This window comes from Thermoleptolyngbya sp. M55_K2018_002, from assembly GCF_015295965.1.
Classification (GTDB): domain Bacteria; phylum Cyanobacteriota; class Cyanobacteriia; order Elainellales; family Elainellaceae; genus Thermoleptolyngbya; species Thermoleptolyngbya sichuanensis.
The window spans coordinates 1-4,411 of sequence record NZ_DVEA01000417.1; the positions used below are offsets into that span (position 1 = coordinate 1).

The following is a 4,411-nucleotide window of genomic DNA, read 5'->3' on the forward strand; positions in this document are numbered from 1 at the left end:
GGGCCGACACGACAAGGATAGCCCTGGGTCGCGGCCACTGAGCGCCTAGATGCTTGAGAAATTCAACGGCAGGCGCAGTTTCATAGAGCGGTAAATCCGGTGCGCCGTGGGAGACAAAGAGCGTGGGAAGAGACATGGATCAGGAAACCCTGTTGAGGTGTTGACTGAGATGTTGATGCAGAAACTGCGTTAGCGCTTGCCATGCATCCTCAGCAGCGGCGGCATTGTAGGACGATCGCTCGTGGCAGAAAAATCCGTGGTCGGCATCGGGATACACTTTGAGCTGATACGCTTTGCCCAATTCCCTGAACCGTGCCTCGATGTGCTGCACGCGCTCCGGCGGAATGAACGGATCAGCGCCGCCATGAAACAGATAAATGGGCACGGTGATGTCCTGGATCGCCTCCACCCAATCGTCCAACACCATGCCGTAAAAGGGAGCTGCTGCCGCGATGTCGCTGGAAAATCGACACGCTGTTAAAAAGGTCAACCCCCCGCCCAGGCAAAACCCGGTAACGCCAATTCGGTCGGGTAAAACGTCGGGTTGTGCCTTGAGGAAGGCGATCGCCGCCTTTAGATCCTGTTCGACGGGCTGCCCAAAATCCATGCGATACATGGTCGCCATCGCCTGTTCCACCTCCTCATAGCCAAATTTGTTGTGGGGCAATTCGCGGTAGTACAGGTCTGGCGTGAGGACAATGTAGCCCTCGGCGGCGATGCGAGCCGCTACGTCCCGAATGTGGGGGGTTAGCCCAAAGGCCTCCATCAGCAAGAGAACGGCGGGACTGGATGCCGACGCAGCGGGCGCAGCGGGGCGATAGAGAAAGGCGGGCATCTCTCCACTGGGCGTGGGGATGATTGCCTCAGTTTCCACGATTGCCGTTTTGAGACCCATTGGGCATCCTCCTGCATAGGCTATTCAGCCTATGGTAGGACAGGGATGCTTGAATTGACTTTTGCAGCGTTGGGATGTAGCAGGCTTGTAGCAGCAGACTTGTATGGGTCGGGGTATGGCTGGACACGTCGGCGATCGCCTCAGCACGGCATCATGAAAAGCAGCCCTCTGGCGAGGTGTTTGCCCTATGCTCTCCTGGTTTTCTGTTGCGTCCCGTCGTGCAATGCCTGCTGCGTCTGGTGGGTCGTTGCTGCCGCTTGCGGTAAACGCGGCTCAAACCGATCCTCATCATCTGCTAAACCAGCTTGAGACGCATCCCTACGGGCTAACGGCTGTACAGGCTCGCCAGCGTCGCCGCCAGTTTGGGCCCAATGAAATTGCCCACGACCGTACCCCCGCTTGGTATCAGCAGTTATTCCGCGCCTTCAATAGCCCGTTTGTGTATTTGCTGCTGGTGCTGGCGATCGCCGCCTGGTTCACTCGCGATCTGCGCGGTGCAGCGCTACTCCTGGGGATCGTACTGCTCAGCGGGGTGCTGCGGTTTGCGCGGGAATATCGCTCTAGCCGCGCCGCCGAAAAGCTGCGGGCCCTGGTCGAAACCACTGCCACCGTCAGCCGCTACGACGATTTGCTGCCAGCCGAGCGTCGCCAGGAAGTCCCCATTCGCAAGCTGGTGCCGGGGGATGTCGTGCATCTAGCACCGGGAGATATGGTGCCTGCGGATGTGCGGCTGCTGGAGGCCAATAACTTCTTTGTGGGCCAGTCGATCCTCACGGGGGAATCGGATCTGGTGCAAAAATATAGCGCCGTCCGCGCCGTGCCATTGCCCGACGGCGACTGGTGGGATCTGCCCAACCTTTGCTTTATGGGAACCACAGTGTTGGGGGGCAGCGCTCGCGCCGTGGTCATAGCGACTGGAGCGCAGACTTATTTGGGAATGCTGTCGAAAACGCTGATCGGGCGGCGATCGCCCACTAGCTTTGACACGGGCATCAACCACATCACCTGGCTGCTGATCGGGTTCATCGCCATCATGGCCCCCAGTGCGGTTTTGCTCAACGGCCTGGTTCGCGGGCAGTGGACGACTTCTCTGATCTTCGGGGTGGCGGTCGCTGTGGGTCTGGTGCCAGAGCTATTGCCCCTGATTCTCAGCATCGGCCTGACGCGCGGGGTCAGTGCCCTGGCCCGACAGCAGATGCTGGCCAAGCGGCTGGATGCGGTGCAAAACCTGGGCGCAGTTGACCTGCTGTGTACCGACAAGACGGGCACGCTCACCCAAAACCAGGTATCGTTTCACAGTGCGATCGCCCCACTGGGGCAGCCCAGCCCCGATCCGCTAGCCGATGCCTATTTGAACAGTTATTACCAAACGGGCATTCAAAACCGATTGGACGATGCCATTTTGGAAGCAGCCGACGCGAGTGCCTTGTCTCAGCGTGCATTGACCCATCGCAAGCTGGGGGAAGTGCCCTTCGATTTTGCGCGGCGGCGGCTGTCTGTGGTGGTCGAACAGGAGGGTTTTCCGCGGCTAATCTGCAAAGGGGCTGTAGAGGAGGTGCTGGGTCTATGCAGCCACATTCAGCACCAGGGAGAGCCAACGCCCCTGACCGACGCGCTGCATCAGCAGACCCTCCAAACAGCCCAGCAGTTTAGCCAGCAGGGGTTTCGGGTGCTGGCTGTGGCCTGCAAGCGGCTGGATGCGCCGCAGGATCACTACGACCCGACAGATGAGGCGGGGCTAAGGCTGGTGGGATACCTGACGTTTCTCGATCCGCCGCAGGAGACGGCAAAGGGGGCGATCGCCGCCCTGCAGCAGTACAACGTGCGTGTCAAGGTGTTGACGGGGGACAATGAGCATGTCGCCCGCACGATTTGTCAGGAGGTCGGGCTGCCCGTCGAGCAAGTCTGCCTCGGTTCGGCGATTGACCCGATGAGCGACGAGGAACTGGCCGCCGTCGCCGAGAACACGACGCTGTTTGCCAAGCTGTCGCCCCTGCAAAAAGCCCGAATTGTGCAGGTTCTCAAACGGCAGGGACATACGGTGGGCTATTTGGGCGATGGGGTCAACGATGCGCTTGCCTTGCGAGAGGCGGATGTGGGCATTTCGGTGGAGTCGGCGGTGGATGTGGCCAAGGAGTCGGCCGATGTAATTTTGCTTGAAAAGAGCCTGCTGGTGCTAGAGCAGGGCATTGTGGAAGGTCGCCGCACCTTTGGCAATATCATCAAGTATCTGAAGATGGCGACCAGCTCCAACTTTGGCAATGTGCTGAGCGTGATGGGGGCCAGCGCCCTGTTGCCCTTCTTGCCCATGCAGCCGCTGCAACTGCTGGTGCAAAACCTGCTGTACGACCTGTCCCAAACGGCGATTCCCTTTGACCGAGTGGATGAGTCCTACCTGGCGCAGCCCCAGCGCTGGTCTGTGGGGGATTTGCGACGGTTCATGCTGTGCCTCGGGCCTGTCAGTTCCATGTTTGACTATGTAACGTTTGCGGTACTGTGGGGAGCGCTGGGGTTCAATGTGCCCGCCGATGCGGCGCTGTTTCAGTCGGGCTGGTTTGTCTATGGGCTGCTGTCCCAAACCCTGATTATTCATCTAATTCGCACGGTTAAGGCTCCGTTTACGGAGAGTACGGCTGCCTTGCCCGTGCTGGGGATGACGGGGCTGGTGATGGCGATCGCCCTGCTGCTCCCCTTTACGTCCGTGGGTGCGAGTATTGGGCTGGTGCCGCTGCCGGCCCGCTATTTCCTCTGGCTGGTTGCCATTCTCCTGGGCTACTGGCTGGTCACTCGCGGGGTCAAAGCCGCCTATATCCGCCGCTTCAAGACCTGGCTTTAGGAGGGTTCATTTGCTAGGTTTGCCCGGTTCCTGCCCGCCTAGGCCGATGACCGCCTCTGCCAAGTGAGCCAGCCCAACAGTGCTGCCATCACCACTGTCGGAGTCAGCACAATCGCCCAGACTACGCCAACTTTGTTAGGCACAAGTGCCAGCGGTGGAAAGTATTTGATGGCGATCGCCCCCAGGACAGAACCGCCCATGACCTTCGCCAATAGCCCTAAACTATCTCTCATGCCTGCCTAAATCAGGATTAATGGTTCTAGTTAATCGGTTCTAACTAATCGGTTAGCTAGTTAATCGCTGTCGCCCGCAGCACATAGTTCACAGTTTGGTTAGCGCTGACATCAATCTGGTAGCGGCCCGACTGGGATAGCCCTGGCCCGATTTGCAGTGTGCCGCCCGACGCACTGGAGAGCGATCGCCCATTCGGGTCGCGGATCTCGACCTGCACATTGCCCTGGATGATATCGACGATTAACCCCTGATCGCTCTGCAAATCCACCAGATAGCGACGCATCCGATTCGCCCGCACCTGGTTGTCTACCTCCCGCGACTCTCCTGGCGACAGATTCAGCGTTTCGGTGCGGATATCGACTTCCGGCGGTGGCTCTGGCGTGGGTGACGGATCAGGCGGCGGCGGCGGTGGCGGCGTGGGACTCGGCGGCACGCCTTCTAAACTC

3 protein-coding genes and 1 pseudogene are annotated in these 4,411 nt (G+C 59.5%); 1 reads left to right on the forward strand and 3 read right to left on the reverse strand.

Annotated elements, in window-relative coordinates; genetic code table 11:
* Positions 1-139: 139 nt before the first annotated feature.
* The gene (locus tag IGS51_RS20875) at positions 140-895 is read right to left on the reverse strand and encodes a dienelactone hydrolase family protein (protein WP_297080684.1); all 756 of its coding nucleotides are present in this window, start codon (positions 893-895) and stop codon (positions 140-142) included.
* Positions 896-1,082: 187 nt separating this feature from the next.
* Between IGS51_RS20875 and mgtA the strand changes: the two genes are divergently transcribed.
* Positions 1,083-3,731, forward strand: a complete 2,649-nt coding sequence (gene mgtA / locus IGS51_RS20880) for a magnesium-translocating P-type ATPase (RefSeq protein ID WP_297080685.1) — start codon at positions 1,083-1,085, stop codon at positions 3,729-3,731.
* A 38-nt stretch (positions 3,732-3,769) separates the two neighbouring features.
* Here the strand turns inward: mgtA and IGS51_RS20885 are convergent, their stop codons facing one another.
* Positions 3,770-3,964 (reverse strand): hypothetical protein, encoded by a 195-nt coding sequence (locus IGS51_RS20885; RefSeq protein WP_297080686.1) that lies wholly within the window; start codon positions 3,962-3,964, stop codon positions 3,770-3,772.
* Positions 3,965-4,020: 56 nt separating this feature from the next.
* Positions 4,021-4,411 (reverse strand): annotated as a pseudogene (locus IGS51_RS20890) (hypothetical protein); the annotation flags it as partial.